Raw genomic sequence first — 19,794 nt, forward strand, 5'->3', positions numbered from 1 at the left:
TCCCTCACGGCCTCGAGCGGGCCAGCAGGAAGATGAAGTACGGCGCGCCGATGAGCGCGACGACGAGACCCGCGGGGATTTGGGCGGGACTGATCGCGGTGCGGCCGATGGCGTCGGCGACCACGAGGAGCAGCGCCCCGACCAGGATGGCGACCGGGACCACCCGCGCACTGCGCCCGCCGACGAGGGCGCGCGCGATGTGCGGCGCGACCAGGCCGACGAAGCCGACGACACCGACGGCGGAGACCGCCATCGCGGTGAGCACCGCGGCGGTCAGCAGGATCAGCAGGCGCACCCGCTCCGAGGAGACGCCGACCAGCCGTGGCGTGTCGTCGTCCAGCGTGAGCAGGTCGAGCTCGCGACGTACCACGAAGGCGATCGGAATCGCGACGGCCAACGCCACCGCGACCGGGACGACCTGCTCCCAGCTGCGACCGTAGGTCGAGCCCGAGAGCCAGGTGTAGATCCGCGGTGTGTCCCACGGGTTGGAGCGCACCAGCAGGAAGGTGCTGAGCGAGACCGACCCGTACCAGACACCGATGCCGATGAGCACCAGCCTGTCGGTGTCGATGCCGTGGCGCCAGGCCAGGCCGTAGACGACGCCGAAGGCGACCAGCGCTCCGGCGGTCGCGGCGATGAGCATGGTGGTCGTCGAGGCCGCGGCCGAGCTGCCGCCGCTCCAGCCCGAGGAGAGGCCGGTGACCACGATGACCGCGCCCACGCCGGCGCCGCCGGTGATGCCCAGGATCCCGGGCTCGGCCAGCGGGTTGCGGCAGGTGGCCTGGACGAAGGTGCCGGCGAGAGCGAGGGCACCACCGGCGAGGACGGCTGCGGCGACCCGGGGCGCACGCTCGTCGAGTGCGAACTGGACCAGCGGGATGCCCTCGCCCTGGATCCAGGCGACGATGTCGCCGGTGTAGAGCCACTGATGCCCGGCGAGCAGGCCGACGACGGTGGCCCCGACGGTCAGCGCGAGCAGCAGGACGAGCACCACCAGGAACCGGAGCCGGCTGCGGATGGTGACGGTGGCGCCGGGTGGACGGCGGGTGGGCCCGGAGTCGCGCCCGCCACGGGCGAGGAGCACCATCACGACCGCACCGGCGATCGTCGTCGTCACTCCGGTGGGCACGGACATGGCCTCGTCCGCACCGAGCACCGCCCGGACGAGGACGTCCGCCACGACCACGACGAGGGCGCCCACGAGACCGGCGGCCGGGATCAGGACGGCGTGCCGGTTCAGCGCCGGGACGACCCGGCCAAGAAGGCGTACCAGCACTGGGGCGCAGAGCCCGACGAAGCCGATCGGCCCCGCCAGGGTCACCGCTGCTGAGGTGAGCAGCACCGCGAGCACGGTCCCGATCGCCCGCGTCGAGCGGACCGGTACGCCGAGGACCGAGGCGGCGTCGTCGCCGGCCGAGAGCAGGTCGAGCCGGCGGGCGAGCAGCAGGCCGCAGACGGTCGCCACCACGACCACCGGTGCCACCTGCCAGAACGCCTGCAGCCCGAGCTGGCTCAGCGATCCGCTGCCCCAGGCGAACAGGCTCGTGGTCTCCTCGGAGTACAGGATGAGCAGCGTCGAGGTAGCGGCCTGGAGCGCGAGCGCCACCGCCGAGCCGGCCAGGATCAGCCGGGTCGTCGAGGTGCCCGCGCCACCGGCGAGGGCGAGGACGATCCCGGCGGCGACGAGGCCGCCGAGGAAGGCCGTGATGCTGGAGGCCCACAGCGGGACCGACAGCCCGAACGCGGCGACCAGGGTGACCGCGAAGTAGGCGCCGCCGGTCACCGCCAGGGTGTCGGGGGCAGCCATCGCGTTGCGCGCGAGCGACTGCAGGAGCGCCCCGGCGACGCCGAGGGCGAAGCCGACCGCGATGCCCGCCGCGAGCCGGGGGATCCGCGACCCGGTGATGATCTCCATCGTCGACGCGGTCGCGCCGTGGGACTGCTCACGCCCGAGCAGCGCGTCGAGGAAGTCGGCGGGCCCTACACCCGAGGTGCCCTGGGTGAGATGCCAGCAAGCGGTGAGCAGCAGCCCGGCGAGCAGGCACAGGAGGACGACAGAGGCGCCTCCGGCACCCGCTCGCGGGGCCTTGAGGGCATCGGTCACTTGAGCAGGTCGACGTACGCGTCCAGAACCTGCTCGGCCGATCGGGGCCCACCGAAGGTCCAGATGCCCTCGGGGAAGGCGTGGGTGCGGCCCTCGCTGACGGCCGGGATCGACTTCCAGACCTCGTTCTTGGCCAGCTCGGCGTTGATGTCGCCGGCGGGGTCGACGGTTCCGGTGTGGAAGAAGGTGGCGTCGCCGAGGGTGGTCATGCCCTCGATGTCGGTCTGCCCGAGGCCGTACGCGGGGTCGACCTCGCCCGTCCAGGCGTTCTTCAGCCCGAGCTCCTCGCCGAGCTCACCGATCAGCGAGCCCTGGCCGAACGGGCGGATCGCCACGTTGGCGCCGTCGATCCAGCCGTCGAAGTAGACGAACTCGGTGCCTGCGGCGTCGGCCTCCGCGACCGCCTTCTTGGAGTCGGCGAGCTTGTCCTCGAACTCGCCGACGATCTTCTCGGCCTGCTCCTCGCGGCCGGTCGCCTCGGCGATCATCTCGAAGGTGGTCACCATGTTGGCGACCGGGTCCTTGGCGTCGGCGCCCTTGGTGGCGAGGACGGGGACGTCGTACTTGGCGAGCTGCTTGAGGATCTCGTCCTCGGCGGTGTAGGCCTCGACGACGATCAGGTCGGGGTTGGTGCCGAAGAGGGTCTCCAGGTTCGGCTCGCCGCGGGTGCCGACCTCGGTGGCGCCGTCGCCGAGCTCCTCGGCGGTGTCCCAGGTGCGGTAGCCCTTGCCGTCGGCGACGGCCACCGGGTCCACGCACAGACTGAGCAGGTCCTCGGTCTGCTGCCACTCCAGCACCGCGACCCGCTCGGCGGGCTTGTCGAGCTCGACCTTGTTGCCGAAGGAGTCGGTCAGGCTGACCGGGCCGGTGGAGGTCGAGACGCCCTCGCAGCCCGCGGAGGCCTTCTTCTCGGGCTCACCGGAATCGGCAGCGGTCGTCGTCTGTCCGCAGGCGGCCAGCATCAGGGCGCCGGCCGCTGTCAGGGCAGCAGTGGTCGTACGTCGAAACATCGTGTTTCCTCTTCGTGTCCGCCGGCGTCAGAGCCGGGCGTGATGCCTGCCGCGGGGCTCGACCCGGACGCGCCCGGACTCCGGATCGGAGGTCACCTCGATCGGGAGCCCGTACACCTCGGAGAGGTGTTCGGCGGTGAGCACGTCAGCGGGTTCGCCGGCGGCGTGCACATCGCCGTGGTGCAGCAGTACGACCTGGTCCGCCACAGCGGCGGTCTGGTTCAGGTCGTGCAGGACGACGCCGACGGCCGTCCCGTGGTGGTCCGCGAGATCGCGGACCAAGTCAAGGATCTCGACCTGGTAGCGCAGGTCGAGATGGTTGGTGGGCTCGTCGAGGAGCAGTACGCCGGTGTCCTGGGCCAGGCAGCTGGCCAGCCAGACGCGCTGCAGCTCGCCACCGGAGAGCTGGTCGACCGCCCGGTCCGCCATCGTGGCGGTCCCGGTGAGCTCCATGGCCCGGTCGATGCCCTCCAGGTCCTCCTCCGTCAGGGCGGCGAACCGACGGCGGTGGGGGTGGCGCCCGAATCCGACGACGTCGCGAACGGTCAGGCCGGAGGGGTGCGGGCGGGATTGGGAGAGCAGCGTGACCTTGCGTGCGAACGCGCGGGCGTGCAGCGGCGCGCTGTCGGCACCCTCGAGCTGGACGGACCCGGAGGTCACCCGGTGCAGCCGGGCCAGGGACCGCAGCACGGTCGACTTGCCCGAGCCGTTCGGCCCGATCAGCGCGGTCACCCGACCCGACTCGAGACCGATCGAGACGCCATGGACCACGGTGGCGCGGGCGTAGCCGAGCACGAGGTCATGACCGGAAAGGGCAGGGGGCATGAGGTGAGGCTAGCCTAACTATCCTCCGGGTTGTAGAGGGGGACCGGTTACCGGTTCGCGCGAGGGGCTGGGAGATTCCTAGACTGTCGCTCACACACTCGATGCGACGAAAGCCAGTGATGTCCGGTCCCAACACCGACTATGACCCGGTAGAGGTCACCCCCTTGAAGGCTGAGGAGGTCGAGGCCGCGCGCGACGCCGCGCTCAAGGCCATCGACGCCGCGACCAGTCTCGAGGAGCTCAAGCAGACACGGCTCGACCATGCCGGCGACCGTTCGCCGCTGGCCTTGGCCAACCGTGAGATCGGCGCGCTGCCGCCGGCGGCGCGCAAGGACGCCGGCCAGCGCGTCGGCAAGGCGCGCGGCGCGGTCAACCAGGCGCTTGCGGCGCGGCAGAAGGTGCTCGAGGCCGAGCACGAGGCGCGGATGCTGGTCGAGGAGACCGTCGACGTGACGCTCCCGACCGACCGGCTCCCCGCTGGTGGGCGGCACCCGCTCACCACCGGCGCCGAGTACATCGCCGACATCTTCGTGGCGATGGGCTGGGAGGTCGCCGAGGGCCCGCTCATCGAGGCCGAGTGGCTCAACTTCGACGCCCTCAACCTGGGCCCGGACCACCCGGCCCGCACCATGCAGGACACCTTCTGGACCGAGCCCGCCGAGAACCACGTCGTTCTCCGGACCCACACCAGTCCGGTCCAGGCGCGCACGATGCTCACCCGCGAGGCGCCGATCTACGTGGTCTGCCCCGGACGCGTCTTCCGCACCGACGAGTACGACGCGACCCACTCGCCGATGTTCCACCAGGTCGAGGGCCTGGCCATCGACGAGGGCATCTCGATGGCGAACCTGAAGGGCACCCTGGACCACTTCGCCACCCAGATGTTCGGCGAGGGCATCGTGACCCGGTTCCGACCGTCGTACTTCCCCTTCACCGAGCCCTCGGCGGAGGTCGACCTGACCTGCTTCGTCTGCCGTGGCGCGCAGGTCGTCGATGCCGGAGACGGTCAGGTCGTCACCTGCCGCACCTGCAAGGGCGAGGGCTGGATCGAGTGGGGCGGCTGCGGGATCGTGAACCCGCGCGTCCTGGTCGCCTGCGGTGTCGACCCGGAGAAGTACAGCGGCTTCGCGTTCGGCATGGGCATCGACCGCACCCTGATGTTCCGCACCGGCCTGTCCGACCTGCGCACCCTCTTCGAGGGTGACGTCCGGCTTACTACTGCATTCGGGAGTGAACTGTGAAGGCCCCCCTCTCCTGGATCAAGGAGTACGTCGACCTGCCGGCCGATCTCGGCATCGAGGAGATCACCGACCGGCTGACCGCGCTCGGCCTCAAGCTGGAGGCGATCGAGACCTCCGGTGCCGGCATCGAGGGCCCGCTCGTGGTGGGCCAGGTGCTCACCGCCGAGAAGGAGCCGCAGAAGAACGGCAAGACGATCAACTGGTGCACCGTCGACGTCGGTGACGCCAACGGCACCGGCGAGCCGCAGGGAATCGTCTGCGGCGCGCACAACTTCAAGCCGGGCGACAAGGTCGTCGTGATCCTGCCCGGTGGCGTGCTGCCGGGCAACTTCCAGATCTCGGCTCGCAAGACCTACGGCCACATGTCGGCCGGAATGATCTGTTCCGCGCGCGAGCTCGGACTGGGGGAGGAGGCCGACGGCATCATCGTGCTGCCGGCCGACGCTCCCGCGCCCGGGACCGACGCCCGCGAGGTGCTCGGGCTCGGCGAGGAGATCATCGAGTTCGAGATCAACCCGGACCGTGCCTACGCCCTGTCGATGCGTGGCATCGCCCGGGACGCGGCGCTGGGCTTCGACGTACCGTTCCACGATCCGGCGCAGGTCGACTACCCCGTCGCCGACGGGTCGGGCTACCCGGTCCGGCTCGAGGACGACGGCTGCGACTTCTTCGTCACCCGGGTGATCACCGGGTTCGACCCGGCCGCGCCGACGCCCGAGTTCATCAAGAAGCGGCTCGAGGCCACCGGCGTACGCTCGATCTCGCTGGCCGTCGACGTCTCCAACTACGTGATGATGGAGCTCGGCCAGCCGACGCACTGCTACGACCGGGCCAAGCTGTCCGGCGACATCGTGGTGCGGCGCGCGAGCGAGGGCGAGAAGATCACCACGCTCGACGACGTGGTCCGGGTGCTCTCCGAGGAGGACCTGCTGATCACCGACGACTCCGGCCCGATCGGCATCGCCGGTGTCATGGGCGGGGCGTCCACGGAGATCTCGGAGTCGACCACGGACATCGTGGTCGAGGCCGCGCACTTCGACCCGACCACCGTCTTCCGCTCCCAGAAGCGCCACAAGCTCCCCTCGGAGGCGTCCAAGCGCTTCGAGCGCGGCGTCGACCCGCTGCTGCCGCCCGCCGCGGCCCAGCGCGTCGTCGAGCTGCTCGTCGAGCACGGTGGCGGCCAGGCCGTCGGTGTCTCCGAGGTCGGGCCGGGGGCCTCGCTCGAGACGCGCGCGCCGTTCCGGACGATCACGATCCCGGTCGACCTGCCGGCCCGGATCATCGGGCTCGACATCGACGAGGCGACGGTGGTGAAGTCGCTCGAGCTGATCGGCGCCCGTGTCGCCGTGTCGGGTGACTCGCTGCGCGCGACCATCCCGAGCTACCGCGTCGACCTCACCGACCCCTACGACCTCGTCGAGGAGGTCGCCCGCATCGTCGGCTACGACAAGGTCCCCTCGGTGCTGCCACGCCGGGCGACCGGTGGTGGTCTGACCCGAGCGCAGCAGCTGCGCCGCCGGATCGGGCGTGCCCTGGCCGGCGCCGGGCTGGTCGAGGTCGTCGACTTCCCGTTCGTGGGCGAGGCCGACTTCGATCGCCTCGGGCTGCCTGCCGACGACGTGCTGCGGCACACCGTCAAGCTGGCCAACCCGCTCAGCAGCGAGGAGCCCGGCTACACCACGACGCTGCTCCCGGGCCTGCTCAAGGTCGCTGCCCGTAACGTCTCCCGAGGTCAGGACGGGGTCTCCCTCTTCGAGACCGCGACCGTCGCCTTCCCGGTGGACCAGGCCGCGCCGATCTACGGCGTCGACCGGCGCCCGACCGAGGAGGAGCTCGAGAAGCTGCTCGCCGCCATCCCGCGCCAGCCGCTGCATCTCGCCGTCGTGCTCGCCGGGGAGCGTACGCGGGGTGGCTGGTGGGGCGCCGCCGAGACGGCATCGTGGGCCGACGCCATCGACGTCGTACGCCGCCTGGGCACCGAGCTCGGAGTCCCGGTCGAGGTCGCCTCGGCCTCGCGGGCGCCGTGGCACCCGGGTCGCTGCGGGGTCGTCTCCGTCGACGGTGTCGAGTTCGGCCACGCCGGCGAGCTGCACCCCAACGTCTGCAAGGCGTTCGGGCTGCCTGCCCGTTCGGCAGCGGTCGAGATCGACCTCGACTTCCTGATCTCGAAGGTGCCCGCCACCGCCGCCGGCCCGGTCTTCTCGACCATGCCGATCGCGAAGGAGGACGTCGCGCTCACCGTGTCGGTCGACGTCACCGTGGCCGCCGTCGAGGCGGCGCTGCGTGAGGGCGCCGGGCCACTGCTGGAGACCGTGCGGCTCTTCGACGTCTACGAGGGCGACCAGGTCGGCGAGGGCAAGAAGTCGCTCGCCTTCGCGCTGCGCTTCCGTGCTGCCGACCGCACGCTGAAGGCCGAGGAGACCGCGGCCGCACGCGACGCGGCGGTCGCCAGGGCGGCCGAGCTCACCGGCGCCGTCCAGCGCTGAGGATCTGCCCGGATCTGACCGGGATCTGACCAGAACGGGGAGGGTCGCTCGCGATGCGAGCGGCCCTCCCCGGCTGCGTACGGCCGTTATCCTCGCCCGCGGATGCCCAGCTCGCGGGCGAGCGGCTCGGTGAGCTGGGGTGCGTACTGGCGCGACATGTGGGTGCCGTCGTAGTGGGTGATGGTGTCACCGACGACGGCGGGGCAGGACCCGTCCCAGCAGAAGTAGGAGCTCATGTCGGCGACGTCGACGCCGACCTCCTCGGCCGCCCGGACCTGCACGTCGATCGACCGCTCCCGCGACTCGACCGCGCCCATCAGGCAGTCACCCAGGGTGGCGCCGGGCCGGGACAGGCAGGTGCCGGCGTTGGCGTCGAAACCCTGGATGTCGCGGATCAGCACCGTACGCTTCGTGTGCTTGTCCACGCGGCGCAGGAAGTCGGTGTAGGCCGGATGCATGAGCTCGTCGATCTTGCGGCTCTCGCCGACCCAGTCGCCGTCCTCGTCGAAGACCCCCTGGATCGGCGGAGCGGTGGAGACGACGGTCAGGTCGGGGTCGAGGCGGCGGTACTGCTTGAAAGCCCAGCGGTTGAAGTCGTCGCACTCGGTGTAGGGGTCCTTCTCGCCGCCGCGGTCGGTGGTGATCGAGGCCGAGACGCAGCGGTTCTTGACCAGGAAGTAGGTCCGGAAGCCGTGCTTCTTCGCGATGTCGTTCAGCGTCGGGACCCAGTGCAGGGCGTGGGAGTTCCCGAAGACCACCATCGTCTTCTCCCCGTCGGGGTCGCCGTCGACGCACAGGTCGCGCTCGGAGTCGTCGGTGTAGTCGCACCTGGTCCGGCTCGGCTTGAGGGAGTCGAGCTCGGTGAGCGCGGGACGCAGCTCGGTCGGGACCGGCGTGTCCTTGCGCGCCGCGAGCACCGACGCCCGCACCAGTGCCTCCTGCTCGTCCAGCGACGGATCGGCCGCGGGTGCGTCGGCCAGGGTGATCGCCGGCTGGAAGTCGCCGCGGGTGGCCTCGTAGTCGGCGTAGGCGGTGCCGCCGAAAGCGATGGCCGCCACGAGCGCGATGCTGACCGGGTAGAAGGTCAGCGCGCGCCGGGTCGGCCGCCACAGCGCGCCCTCACGGAACGGAGCCTCGACGAGCCGGAAGGAGACGTACGCCAGCACGAACGCGCCCGCTACGGCCAGACCGCGCTCGGGCCAGGTGAGGTCACGCTGGAGGATGATCTCGGGCAGCACCAGGAGCGGCCAGTGCCATAGGTAGAGCGAGAACGACCAGTCACCGATCGCCCGCATCGGCGCCACCGACAGCAGCCGGGCGCCGATCGTCGTCTCGCCCGAGGGAAGGGCACCGGCGAGGATGATCGCCGCGGAGCCGAGCACCGGGAGCGCGGCGTGGTAGCCGGGGAACGGGGTGGACTCGTCGTAGGCCAGGCAGGCCCAGACGATCGCGACCAGCCCGCCCAGGACCAGGACCTCCCGGACCAGGAGCGCGCCCCCGAGCCGCTGCATCACCCGGCCGCTGGTGACCAGGATCGCCAGCGCCGCGCCGATCCCGAGCTCCCAGGCTCGGGTGAGCGAGGAGAAGTAGGCCGCGGTCGCCTCGCCCGGCGTGTGCACGAGCGACCAGACGAAGCTGGCGAGGGTGATCAGCGCGATCGCGGCGAGGAGGAACCGACGAGCCCGTGCCGAACCCTGCTGGACGTCACGCTCGCCGCCGCCCCGGGAGGCGCCGATCCTGCTCGCCAGGACGATGCAGATCAGCGCGACGAGCGGCCAGACCAGGTAGAACTGCTCCTCGACCGCCAGCGACCAGAAGTGCTGGACCGGAGAGGGCGGCAGCTCGGCCTGGAAGTAGTCCGTCCCGGCGATGGCCATCCGGATGTTGGCGGCGAACGCCGAGGCCCAGACCGCATCGATGGCGAGCGGGGCGACCTGCGCCGGACCCAGGAGCACCACCGCGGCGACCACGGTCGCCGCGAGGGTGAGGGTGGCGGCCGGGAGGATCCGCCGGGCCCGGCGCGCGTAGAAGCGTCTCAGCGATATCCGGCCGGTGCGGCCGAGCTCTCCGACGAGCTGCTGGGTGATCAGGAAGCCCGAGATGACGAAGAAGACGTCGACGCCGACGAACCCGCCGGCGAACCAGGAGACTCCCGCGTGGGCGGCTAGGACAGTGAGGATGGCGACGGCGCGTAGCCCCTGGACGTCGCCACGTAGCCGTTTCGCCGGCGCGGAGGCAGGCTGGTTCGAAACGGTCGTGCTGGGGGTGAGGTGGGGGACCTGGAGGTCGTGAGACATAGGCGGGTGAGGTTACCGAGTTCACCCCCTGGATTCCCAGATGTGGCCTGTCGGCCATGTCTCAGCTCGCGCTGCCCACCTCGAGGTGGCTCAGGACGGTGCGGACGTCCTCGCTCGTGGTCTGCCACGACGTCACGAACCGGACCTGGCCGCCGAGCCGGTAGAAGAGCACCCCGGCCGCCTCCAGGCGGTCGGCCGTCTCCTCGGGGAGATCCACCCAGGCGAGGTTGGCGTCGACGGAGTTGGTGATGCGTACGCCTGCCTTCTCCAGGCCGGCAGCGAGCTCGGCCATCCGCTCGTTGGCGTTGCGGGCGTTGCGGAGCCAGAGGTCGTCGGTGAGGTAGGCCAGCAGCTGGGCCGACTGGTAGCGCATCTTCGAGGTGACGTGGCCGCTGCGCTTGGTGCGGTAGACGAGCTCGTCGGCGGGAGCGTCGCTGAAGCAGACGATCGCCTCGGCCGAGAGGGCGCCGTTCTTGGTCGCGCCGAGGGAGAGTACGTCGACGCCGGCCCGCCAGGTGAGGTCGGCCGGCGCGGCGCCGGTGGCCACGACGGCATTCGCGAACCGGGCGCCGTCCAGGTGCACCCGCAGGTCGCGGGTCTTGGCGATCCCGGTGAGCTCGGAGATCTCGGCGACGGAGTAGACCGTGCCGTAGTCGGACGGCGAGGTCAGCGAGAGGACGGTCGGCTGGGAGTGGTGCGGGTCGCCCCAACGTACGCCGTCCAGGTGGGCCTGCAGCGCCTCCGGCGCCATCTTGTAGCCCTCGCCGGCGAGGCCCGTCATCACCGCGCCGCCGCTCAGGTAGGAGGTGGCGCCGCCCTCGCTGCTCAGGATGTGCGCGGTCTCGTGGCACAGCACCGAGCCCCAGGGCGGGGTCAGCGCGGAGAGGGAGAGCGCGTTGGCGGCGGTGCCGCTCAGTACCGGGAACACGCGCGCCGTCGGGTGCTCGAAGACCTCGCGCACCCGGGCCTCGAGCGCGGCGGTGACCTCGTCACCTCCATAGGCGAGCGCGGAGCCGGAGTTGACGGCGGCCATCGCCTCCAGGATCGCGGGGGAGACGGAGGCGGCATTGTCAGAGCGCAGTTCGACGGTCACGGACCCATTCTGGCGATCGCCTGGTCGTCTCGGTCGGCGGGTGGCTCGCGATGCCGTCGTGCGTACGCCTCGATGCCGTCGAGGAGAAGGCCGTAGCCGAGCTCGAAGAGCTCGTCGAGGTCCATGTCGTAGCCGTCGGTGAGCAGGGCGGCCGGGCCGAAGAGGCGGGCGACGTGGGGGAAGCGGGTCCGGAAGGCGTCGTCGCTGAAGTGGGGGACGTACTGGCGGTCGGTCCACTCGTCGGCCGAGACCCCGGTCTGGGACATCGCCTCGTCCTCGCGCTCGATGTTCGCGGCCAGCGCGGCGACGTGGTTGTAGAGCAGCACGTGCATGTCGAACTGCGTCTTCGGTGGCAGCCCGAGACCCTCGAGCGCGCCGAGCAGCCGGTCGCCGAAGCGGAGCAGGTTGGGGAGCATCATCGGCCGGGTCAGCGGCTGGGTGCGGCCCAGCCACGGGTGGTTGCGATGGAGCCGCCACAGCTCGCGGCCGAGCGACTCGGCGCGCTCGCGCCAGGGGGCGTCGGGATCGAGGGTGAACGGCGAGGCGGCGTAGACCGCGTCGGCCATCGCCGCGACCAGCTCGTCCTTGCCCTCGACGAAGCGGTAGAGGGACATCGGGGCGACGCCGCAGCGGCCGGCGACCGCGCGCATCGAGACCGCGTCCAGTCCCTCGGCATCGGCGATCCCGACCGCCTCGACCAGGATGTGCTGACGGGTGAGGGCCTTCGCCGTGGGGGTCCGTGAGGCGTCGTCGCGGGGCGCGACCACCGTGCCTGACCGGGGGCGGGTGATCACCAGTCCGTCGGCGCGGAGGACGTCGAGGGCCTTGGTCGCGGTCGCGAGCGCGACGCCGAACTCCTGGGCGAGCTGTCGGGTCGAGGGCACCTTGTCGCCGGGGGCGATCTCGGTGGCATCGATGCGCCGGGTCAGTTCGGCGGCGATGCGGACGTACGTCGGTTCGGTCGAGCCGGCCACGGTGGCCCTCCTTCTTCTCTGTGCTAGGACAGATTCTAGTCAGAGAACCACTGTGCTAGTCCAGATGAAGTTATATATTGCCAGGTCAGAGGCATGTTCGCTACGGTCCGAGATGACCCAGATATACGCCGTATCCGAAGGAACTCCCATGACCACTGTCCTCATCTCCGGCTCCAGCATCGCCGGCACCGCCCTCGCCTTCTGGCTCCGCGAGCAGGGCCTGACTCCCGTCGTCGTCGAGCGTGCGCCGGCGCTGCGTCGCGGCGGCCAGGCCGTCGACGTACGCGGTGCCGCCCTCACCGTCCTGCGCCGCATGGGGCTCGAAGCCCCGGCGCGCGCGCTGAAGAACGAGTCGAACGGCATGAACATGCTCGACGCCGACGGCGACGAGCTGATGCGCTCAGAGGAGTTCGCGCTCTCCTCGGGGCAGCTCGACTCCGACGACATCGAGATCCTCCGCGAGGATCTCGTCGACCTCGTCCACGGGCGTCTCGACGGCGTCGAACACCTCTACGGCGACTCGATCACCGCGATCTGTGAGGACGCCGACGGAGTCCTGGTCGAGTTCGAGCACGCCGCCCCGCGCCGCTTCGACCTTGTCGTCGGCGCCGACGGCCTCCACTCCAACACCCGCCGCCTCGTCTTCGGTCCCGAGGCCGACTACATCCACCACCTCGGCACCTACCTGTCGGTGTTCAGCCAGGAGAACTTCCTCGGCATGGACCGCTGGCAGACCTGGATCAACAACGGCCGCGACGGTGGTGCCGTGATGACCGTGCGCGACAACCAGGAGCTGCGGATCTTCCTCGGCTTCGCCGCCGACCCCATCGACTACGACCACCGCGACATCGAGGCGCAGCGGCGGCTCGTCGCCGAGCACATGACCGGGTTCGGCTGGGAGGTCCCCAACCTCATCGAGCGGATGTGGACCGCCGAGGACTTCTACTTCGACGCGATGGCGCAGATCAAGATCGACTCCTGGTCGCGCGGTCGTACCGTCCTCGTCGGCGACGCGGCCCACTGTGCCGCGCCGCTCTCGGGCCAGGGCACGAGCCTCGCCCTCGTCGGCGCCTACGTGCTCGCCCTCGAGCTCGGTCGCGCCGCAGATCATGGCGAGGCCTTCGTCGCCTACGAGAAGCGGATGCGCCCGTTCGTCGAGGCCAACCAGGAGCTCGCCCTCATCGACCGCCGCACGGTAGACCCCGATGAGTCGACGCGCCGCGTCGATGCCGTCAAGAACCTGATCGACCTCGACGCGGCCGGCTAGGACGCGGGGTAACACGTTGTTCGTAGGACTACTCGCCCTATCTAATGGGGCGAGCAGTCCTACGAACGACGTGTTACATGCGGGCGGCGCGTCGGGGAGAGGCTGGGATCTATCCCGTACGTACGCGATATATCGCTATGACAGAATGGCGGCTGTGACGACGCTGAGTGTGCTGGACGAGGTCACCTGGGCGGGCGCGCCGGTGGCCGGCGAGCGAACCCGGGCGCTGCTGCGCGCCTTGGTCGAGGCCGGTCCGCGAGGTGCCTCGGAGGGTGCTCTGGTCGAGGAGATCTGGGGGCGAGACGACGTCCCGGCCAACCCGTCGAAGGCGCTCCAGGTGGTGGTCTCCCGCGCCCGGACGGCGACCGACTCCAGCGCCATCGAACGTACGCCGCGGGGCTACCGCCTCACCCTCCAGGCCGGCGACGTCGACGCCTGGTCACTGCGTCCGGAGGCACTGAGGCTGGCCGCCGAGAAGAGATACGCCGAGGCGCTCCCGCTCCTAGAACGGCTCGTCCGGCTCGACCCCGACGAGGAGGTCACCGAGGCGGTGCTGCGGGCGGTCGCCGCGGTGCACGGTGTGCCGGCGGCGCTGGAGCGCTTCGAGACGTACCGGACCGGGCTGGCCGACGGACTCGGGGTCGACCCGAGCCCGCGCCTGCGGGCCGTCCATGCCGAGCTGCTCGCGCGCGACCGCCCGGTGCGCTCGGGGCTGCGTCACGACGCCGACGTGCTGATCGGCCGCGAGCAGGACGCCGCCGAGGTCTCCGCCCTGCTGAAGGGCTCACGGGTCGTCACGATCCTCGGTCCCGGCGGACTCGGGAAGACCAGCCTGGCCCAGGTCATCGCCCACGGCGCCGAGCAGCCGGTGGTCCACTTCGTCGAGCTGGTCGGCGTGACCGCTCCCGAGGACCTGGTCAGCGAGGTCGGCTCGGCTCTCGGCGTACGCGACTCGGTCGCCCACCGTGACCGGCTCACTCCCGATCAGCGGGCCGACGTGCGGTCGCGGATCGCGCAGCAGCTCGACGGCGTGCCGACCCTGCTCGTGCTCGACAACTGCGAGCACATCGTGGCCGCCGTCGCCGACCTGGTCGCCTTCCTGGTAGCTACGGTGCGCGACCTGACCGTGCTGACCACCTCCCGGAGCCCGCTCGCCATCGGCGCTGAGCGGGTCTACCCGCTCGGCCGGCTGGGGACGTACGACGGCAGCGAGCTGTTCCGGCGCCGAGCCGTCGCCGCGCGGCCCGGGGTCCACCTCGACGAGGGCCGGGTCGACGAGATCGTCACCCGGCTCGACGGCCTGCCGCTGGCGATCGAGCTGGCGGCGGTGAAGGTGCGCGCGATGTCGGTCGACGACATCGCACGGCGGCTGGAGAACCGGTTCGAGCTGCTGCGCGGTGGCGACCGCAGCGCCCCGGACCGCCACCAGACCCTGGTCGCGGTCATCGACTGGTCCTGGAACCTCCTCTCCGAGCGCGACCGGAAGGCGATGCGCTGGCTCTCGGTCTTCCACGACGGGTTCACCCTCGCGGCGGCCGAGGCGATGCTCGGCGCCGACACGTTCGCCGCGATCGAGGAGCTCGTCGACCAGTCGCTGCTGACCGTCGTCGAGGCACCGCTGGGCTTCCGCTACCGGATGCTCGAGACCGTCCGCGAGTTCGGCCGGATGCAGCTGATCGACGCCGGCGAGGACGCCGCGGCCCGGGCGGCGCAGCGCGCTTGGGCGCGCGACTACGCCGACGCGAGCGCCGGCCGGATCTACTCCCCGCAGCAGTTCGACGCCATGGACGAGCTGCGCGCCGAGGAGAGCAACCTCGCCGACATCCTGCGCCAGGTCCTGGCCGACGACGAGGCCGAGTCGGTGATCCGTCTCTTCTGCGCGATGGGTGTCTTCTGGACCATCGCGGGCGAGCACCAGCGGGTGATCATGCTGGCCGGACCGGTCGCCGACCTGCTCGCCGAGTGGGAGCCGCCGCCCGAGCTGCTGGAGAAGACCCGCCTCGTCCTGGCCCTGCTGCTCTTCGGCGCCGCCGTGACCGGTGGCTCCGGCCTCGAGCGGCTGATGACGATCTTGGACCGGGTCGGCGCAGACGCCGCAGATCCCCAGCTCAGGGTGATGCTGAAGGTCATGCAGGCGATGGCGGGCAGTGTCGCCGGCGGAACTGGCCGGTCGCTGGAGAACGAGCTGGCCGATCTGGTCACCGACCCCGACCAGGAGGTACGCGCTCGGGCCTACACCTTCCTCAGCCACGAGCGGGAGAACCTCGGCGACCCCGAGGGTGCGGTCGCCGCGGGGAGGGAGGCGCTGCGCCTGACCGGCACCGACGGCGGCCTCTGGCCGCAGGCGATGCTGCACGCGCAGCTCAGCGGCCTCTATGCCCAGCTCGGCCGCCTCGGCGAGGCGGCCGAGCACGCCCGCGAGGCCGTCCCGGTCCTGCGCCGCCTCGGTGCCGACGACGACCTCGTCCAGACCAACGCCATCTTGGTGACGTACGCCGTGGAGCAGGGCCGTCTCGACGAGGCCGCCGAGATCCTCGCCCAGCTCGCCGAAGAGCAGCCTCGCGGTGGCTTCGGCTCCCGGGGCGCCGTCCACGGCGCCCGGGCGCAGCTCCTCCTCGCCCAAGGACGTGTCGGCGAGGGGCTCGCGCTGTTCCGCGAGGTGGTGGAGACGATGGGCGAGATGCCGTTCCCGGGGTTCACAGACGACCCCGATCTGGTGCCGTGGCGCGTGGCGGCCGAGGCGGTCACCGTGGTCGCCTGCGCCCGGCACGGGGAGGGCGCGGAGGGCTCCGACCTCTTCGAGGCCCTGATGGGCAAGGCGCCGCGCCTGGTCTCCGAGGAGCGCCGGGCTCAGGACTATCCCGTCACCGGGATGGTGCTGCTCGCGCTCGGGCTGTGGGGCCTGCTGCGGGACGCGTTGCCGCGCGAGGAGTCGGTGCGGCTGGTCGTGCTGGCCGACCGGTTCGGCTACTCCCGCTCGTTCCTGGACATGCGCTGGGAGCGTGCGGTCGCCGACGCGAACCGGCTCGCGCCGGGCGTACTGGAACGGGTCTGCGAGGAGTACGGCGAACGCCGCGGGCTCGCCCTGCTGGACGAGGCCCGCGGCGTGATCGCCCGCCTGGCTTGAGACCCGGGAGCCGTCAGAGCTTCTTGCTGTAGCTCCACACCGAGAGCGGCGCGAAGATCGCGACGACCGCGGCGCAGCCGACGAGCGCCCACACGACGCTCAGGGTGACGTCGCCCGCGTTCATCAGGTCGCGGGTGGCGTTGATGACCAGCGTGACCGGGTTGACGTCGACGAAGTGCTGCAGCCAGTCCGGCATGGTCTCCTTCGGTACGAACGCGGGGGAGAGGAAGGTCAGCGGGAACATGATCATCATGCCCAGGCCCTGCACCCCGCCCGCGGTCTTCAGGACCGTGCCGAGCCAGGTGAAGATCCAGCTCAGCGACCAGCCGGCGAAGATGGTCAGCGCCCAGCCGGCGAGCACCCCGCCGACGCCGCCACCGGGCCGGTAGCCCATCAGCAGGCCGACCACGATGGTCAGCGTCGCCGCGATCCCGTACCGGAGCAGGTCGGCGACCGCCGGACCGGCCAGCGGCGCGATCCGGGCGATCGGAAGCGCCTTGAACCGGTCGAAGACACCCTTGTCCATGTCCTCGCGCAGCTGGGTGCCGCGCGCCATCGAGGCGGTCAGCGCGGTCTGGGCCAGGATGCCGGTGATGATGGTCGGCAGGTACGACTTCACGTCACCGGAGATCGCGCCACCGAAGATGTAGGCGAACATCGCGGTGAACAGCAGCGGCTGGATCGTCACGTCGAAGAACTGCTCGGGGTTGCGCATCATCTTGATGTACGCCCGGCGGGCCATGGTCAGCGTCTGGCCGATCGTCTCGCCCACGCCCGGGCGAGCCTTGAGCGGGCGGTCGGCGACGGCGTACGTGGAGATCAGTGCAGCCATCTCAGGCCACCTCCTCGGTGTGGATGTCGGTGTGGACGTCGGTGTGCGCTGAGTCTTGGGGGCTCTCGGTGCCGTGACCGGTCAGGGCGAGGAAGACCTCGTCCAGGGTCGGCTGCTGCACGTTGGCGGTGGTGATCGAGATGCCCGCGTGGCGAAGGCCGATGAGCACGTCGGCGGCGCGGTCGGCATCGGCCAGCGGTACGTTGACGCCGCCCGCCTCGGGAGTGAGCACCGGATGATCGCCGGTGACCTTCTCGACCACGGCGGCGGCGGTGGCGACCTGCGTCTTGTTGCTCAGGCGCAGGTGCAGCGTGGAGTTGCCGACGGAGGTCTTGAGCTGCTCCGAGGTGCCTTCGGCGACCTTGACGCCGCGGTCGATGACCGCGATCCGGTCGGCGAGCTGGTCGGCCTCGTCGAGGTACTGGGTGGTGAGCAGGACGGTGGAGCCGCCGGCCACAAGCGTACGGATGGTGTCCCACATCTGGCCCCGGGTCCGTGGGTCCAGCCCGGTGGTCGGCTCGTCGAGGAAGATCAGCGGCGGGCGGGACAGGAGCGAGGCGGCGAGGTCGAGGCGGCGGCGCATGCCGCCGGAGAACTTCGAGATCTGACGCTTGGCGGCCTCCTGGAGCCCGAAGGACTCCAGCAGCTCCTCCGAGGCGGCCCGGGCGGACTTGCCGGACATGCCCAGCAGGCGGCCGAAGAGGACCAGGTTCTCGGTGGCGGTGAGGTTCTCGTCGACGGAGGCGTACTGCCCCGTCACGCCGACGAGCTGACGCACCTGGTGGGGGTGCGCCTTGACGTCTACCCCGAAGATCTCCGCCTTGCCGGCATCGATCGGGAGCAGGGTCGCGAGCATCTTCAAGGTCGTGGTCTTGCCGGCGCCGTTGGGGCCGAGTACGCCGAAGACCTCTCCGCGGCGGATCTCGAGGTCGATCCCGTCGACCGCGGTGAAGTCTCCGAAGGTCTTGACCAGACCCGAGGCCGATACGGCCAGTTCGGTGGTTGTTGTCATGCTCCCAGGGTGTGGGGCGCCGGTTTCAGGGCGCCTTCACCGTGGTTTCACGACTGCCAGCCCGGTTTCAGTGCCCGGTTTTCAGCGGGCGGCGTCGAGGCGGGCGAGGACGTCGTCGAGATCGTCGCCCACGACCAGCGACTCGGCGGGGGAGCCGTGCAGGAAGCCCGCCGCGGCGATGCGCTCCATCATCTCCACGAGCGGGTCCCAGAAGCCGTTGATGTTGAGCAGGCCGACCGGCTTGCCGTGCAGGGAGAGGGTCTGCCAGGTCCAGACCTCGAAGAGCTCCTCGAGGGTGCCGATCCCGCCGGGGAGCGCGAGGAAGGCGTCGGCGCGCTCGGCCATGAGCGCCTTGCGCTCGTGCATGCTGTCGACCACGACCGTCTGCATCCCCGGCGCGCCTTCGACGCGACCCCACTCGCGTTCGACCATGAACCGTGGGATCACGCCGAAGACCTTGCCGTTGCCGTCGATCGCGCCCTGGGAGATCTGGCCCATCAGGCCCCCGCCGCCCGCTCCGTAGACCAGCTCGATCCTGCGCTCCGCGAGCCCCTTGCCGACCTCGTAGGCCGTCTCCGAGAGCGCCGGGTCGTTGCCGTCGCGGGAGCCGAGAAAGACCGCCAGGTGCTTGATCATGGGCGTGAGGTTAGTCGTCGTCGGTGATCGCCTGGTTCGTCAACGCGCGGAAGTGCTCGTAGACGTCCTTGTCGCCGGTGACCTTGATGCCCTCGTCGTCGCGCCGGCGCCAAAGCCAGGCGTCCAGGTCGGCCGCCGTGCCCTCGATGACCACGTCGGGCTCGGTGCCGCCAGGGATCTCGTCCTGGGAGACGACGCTGAGGTCGGGCTCGTCCTCGAGGCTGTCGCCGTTGGGGCGGGTGCCGGAGACGAGGCCCAGCTCGACCCAGGTCTGGGTGTCGGTGTCGACCGCGTCGACGCGTACGTACTGACCGCCGCCGGTGAACCTCGCCCAGTCGGGCTTGCCGCCGTAGAAGACATCGAGGATCTCGTCGATCCCGTCAGCGGCCAGGGCCGGGTCGAGCGGCGTCACGGCGCCGGCTGTGAGCTCGGCGTCGAGGCGGTGGATGAGGATCTCGTGGGCCTGCCTGCGGTAGGTGAAGGCGGCCGTCTGGTCCGGCGACCAGGACCAGGTGGGCTCCTCGGGCCCGGTCTGCTCCAGGGTCTTGATGAACCTGGCGTTGAGCTCGTCGAAGTGGGCGAGCAGGTTCTGGTAGGTCGCGTCCTCCGGGCGCTCCGGCTCGGAGTAGGTCTCGCTGGTGGGTGCGGCGGGCCGGGTCTCCAGGACGTACGTCCAGAAGTGCTGGACCTCGGCGGCGACGTGCCACAGCAGGTCGGCGGCGGTCCACTCCGGCGCGGTCGGCACCGGGGTGGTGGGGTCCGTGTCTGCGAGTACGGCACGGAAGCGCGCCGACTCCGACCGGATGTGGTCGAGGTAGGCGGTGGGGGTGAGGCGGGTTGTCATGGAGCGAACACTAAGCGCCTGCGTCTCAATCTCCGAACGGGTTTTG

At 70.9% G+C, this 19,794-nt stretch carries 14 protein-coding genes; 4 read left to right on the plus strand and 10 right to left on the minus strand.

Features of this window, described 5'->3' with window-relative positions; translation table 11 throughout:
- Window positions 1–4 precede the first annotated feature (4 nt).
- The 3 genes from ABZU72_RS01880 to ABZU72_RS01890 are packed head-to-tail and all read right to left on the minus strand — an operon-like array spanning window position 5 to window position 3,939.
- Window positions 5–2,104 (minus strand): iron ABC transporter permease, encoded by a 2,100-nt coding sequence (locus ABZU72_RS01880; RefSeq protein ID WP_355017212.1) that lies wholly within the window; start codon window positions 2,102–2,104, stop codon window positions 5–7.
- The gene (locus ABZU72_RS01885; RefSeq protein ID WP_355017213.1) at window positions 2,101–3,114 is read right to left on the minus strand and encodes an iron-siderophore ABC transporter substrate-binding protein; all 1,014 of its coding nucleotides are present in this window, start codon (window positions 3,112–3,114) and stop codon (window positions 2,101–2,103) included. Before ABZU72_RS01885 ends, ABZU72_RS01880 begins: the two co-directional genes overlap by 4 nt.
- Before the next feature lie 27 nt (window positions 3,115–3,141).
- Window positions 3,142–3,939, minus strand: a complete 798-nt coding sequence (locus ABZU72_RS01890) for an ABC transporter ATP-binding protein (RefSeq protein ID WP_355017214.1) — start codon at window positions 3,937–3,939, stop codon at window positions 3,142–3,144.
- 119 nt (window positions 3,940–4,058) lie between these two features.
- Between ABZU72_RS01890 and pheS the strand changes: the two genes are divergently transcribed.
- Complete coding sequence (pheS, locus tag ABZU72_RS01895; protein WP_355017215.1) at window positions 4,059–5,180, plus strand: phenylalanine--tRNA ligase subunit alpha; 1,122 nt, start codon at window positions 4,059–4,061, stop codon at window positions 5,178–5,180.
- The gene (gene pheT, locus ABZU72_RS01900; protein ID WP_355017216.1) at window positions 5,177–7,666 is read left to right on the plus strand and encodes a phenylalanine--tRNA ligase subunit beta; all 2,490 of its coding nucleotides are present in this window, start codon (window positions 5,177–5,179) and stop codon (window positions 7,664–7,666) included. Before pheS ends, pheT begins: the two co-directional genes overlap by 4 nt.
- Before the next feature lie 86 nt (window positions 7,667–7,752).
- Here the strand turns inward: pheT and ABZU72_RS01905 are convergent, their stop codons facing one another.
- The 3 genes from ABZU72_RS01905 to ABZU72_RS01915 form a co-directional block, all read right to left on the minus strand.
- Window positions 7,753–9,963: an acyltransferase family protein gene (locus ABZU72_RS01905; RefSeq protein ID WP_355017217.1), complete on the minus strand. Its 2,211-nt coding sequence runs from the start codon at window positions 9,961–9,963 to the stop codon at window positions 7,753–7,755.
- Window positions 9,964–10,024: 61 nt separating this feature from the next.
- Window positions 10,025–11,056 (minus strand): beta-eliminating lyase-related protein, encoded by a 1,032-nt coding sequence (locus ABZU72_RS01910; protein WP_355017218.1) that lies wholly within the window; start codon window positions 11,054–11,056, stop codon window positions 10,025–10,027.
- Complete coding sequence (locus tag ABZU72_RS01915; protein WP_355017219.1) at window positions 11,053–12,030, minus strand: GntR family transcriptional regulator; 978 nt, start codon at window positions 12,028–12,030, stop codon at window positions 11,053–11,055. The genes ABZU72_RS01910 and ABZU72_RS01915 overlap by 4 nt, the downstream gene beginning before the upstream one ends.
- 148 nt (window positions 12,031–12,178) lie before the next feature.
- Between ABZU72_RS01915 and ABZU72_RS01920 the strand changes: the two genes are divergently transcribed.
- Entirely contained in the window at window positions 12,179–13,297 is a 1,119-nt protein-coding gene (locus tag ABZU72_RS01920; protein ID WP_355017220.1) for an FAD-dependent monooxygenase, read from the plus strand.
- 154 nt (window positions 13,298–13,451) lie between these two features.
- The gene (locus ABZU72_RS01925; RefSeq protein ID WP_355017221.1) at window positions 13,452–16,424 is read left to right on the plus strand and encodes a BTAD domain-containing putative transcriptional regulator; all 2,973 of its coding nucleotides are present in this window, start codon (window positions 13,452–13,454) and stop codon (window positions 16,422–16,424) included.
- Window positions 16,425–16,437: 13 nt separating this feature from the next.
- Here the strand turns inward: ABZU72_RS01925 and ABZU72_RS01930 are convergent, their stop codons facing one another.
- From ABZU72_RS01930 to ABZU72_RS01945, 4 genes are all read right to left on the minus strand, one after another.
- Window positions 16,438–17,256, minus strand: coding sequence for an ABC transporter permease (locus ABZU72_RS01930; RefSeq protein ID WP_355017222.1), 819 nt, complete (start codon window positions 17,254–17,256; stop codon window positions 16,438–16,440).
- Window position 17,257: 1 nt separating this feature from the next.
- Complete coding sequence (locus tag ABZU72_RS01935; protein ID WP_355017223.1) at window positions 17,258–18,268, minus strand: ATP-binding cassette domain-containing protein; 1,011 nt, start codon at window positions 18,266–18,268, stop codon at window positions 17,258–17,260.
- Between the two features lie 81 nt (window positions 18,269–18,349).
- A complete protein-coding gene (locus ABZU72_RS01940) occupies window positions 18,350–18,904 on the minus strand; it encodes a TIGR00730 family Rossman fold protein (protein ID WP_355017224.1) in 555 nt (184 codons plus the stop codon).
- Window positions 18,905–18,914: 10 nt separating this feature from the next.
- The gene (locus tag ABZU72_RS01945) at window positions 18,915–19,748 is read right to left on the minus strand and encodes a maleylpyruvate isomerase family mycothiol-dependent enzyme (protein WP_355017225.1); all 834 of its coding nucleotides are present in this window, start codon (window positions 19,746–19,748) and stop codon (window positions 18,915–18,917) included.
- Between the last annotated feature and the right edge of the window lie 46 nt (window positions 19,749–19,794).

It is taken from the genome of Nocardioides sp. NPDC004968, from assembly GCF_040608935.1.
In the GTDB taxonomy this organism is placed as follows: domain Bacteria; phylum Actinomycetota; class Actinomycetes; order Propionibacteriales; family Nocardioidaceae; genus Nocardioides.